Origin of the sequence: Pseudomonas sp. EA_65y_Pfl1_P113 (assembly GCF_963970525.1) — a bacterium.
Taxonomy (GTDB): Bacteria; Pseudomonadota; Gammaproteobacteria; order Pseudomonadales; family Pseudomonadaceae; genus Aquipseudomonas; species Aquipseudomonas tritici.
On sequence record NZ_CAXAQM010000145.1, the window covers coordinates 1 to 766 of the forward strand.

Below are 766 nucleotides of genomic sequence, written 5' to 3' on the forward strand. Positions count from 1 at the left end.
GACCGGCGCCAGAGACCTTCGACGGTGCGAAGGCGCGGTTCGGCCCGCGCTTCGATGAGGACGATCAGGCGCAGGCACCATTGCGGCAACGCACGCACCTCATCGGGCCGGATCGCGCCGCAGAAAAAGCAGCTCGATTTGGGCGGGACCGGCAGACCGGCCGCTTCGATGCGAGCGATGCAACGGTCGCGCGTCCAGTTCCACTCGCGCAGCGGATAACGACAATTGAAAAGCGGGTCGTCGATAGCTGAGGCGTGGGCATAGCGGCGCGTGTCGGCAGGGGATGCGTCATAGCCGATCAGGCGTGTCACCTTCTGCCCGCGCGCCCATGCGGCCTGAGCTGGCGCCCATCGCTTGAGGAAGGCATCCTGCGGCGCCACCTTCCATTTGAGCGAACATTAGGTCTGGATCGACCTGTCTTATTGGCCTCGCAAAGCTCGCATTTCCGTCGTTCCTTCACCCTCTCCCCTTGCATGACGCCCGATTAGGGCGTGACCGCCTTCAGGCAACAGAGGGATCGGGCGCTCCGGCGTTGGTGCGGATCGGAACGGGCCGGCGCATCCGATCGAATTCCTGCACGAGTTGCGCGTTGCGGCGTTCGAGCCGTTCCGCCCGCTGCTCGGCTTCGACAGCGCGCTTCAGCAGGCTGGCATTATGTGTCGCGAGGGCGATGTTCTTGGCTATCGCGTCATGAAGAGTGGCGCGTGTGCGATCGGCCTCGCCAGCGGCCGTTTCAGTGGCGCCCTCACGTTGCGATTGAAGCTCG

General features: G+C 64.6%; 1 protein-coding gene and 1 pseudogene. Both read right to left on the reverse strand.

The annotated features are described in order from the left end of the window. Nucleotides 1-380: pseudogene (locus AACY52_RS28770) on the reverse strand (hypothetical protein); the annotation flags it as partial. 121 nt (nt 381-501) lie between these two features. Further along, a partial coding sequence (locus AACY52_RS28775) for a hypothetical protein (RefSeq protein ID WP_339561137.1) occupies nt 502-766 on the reverse strand: 265 nt, incomplete at its 5' end.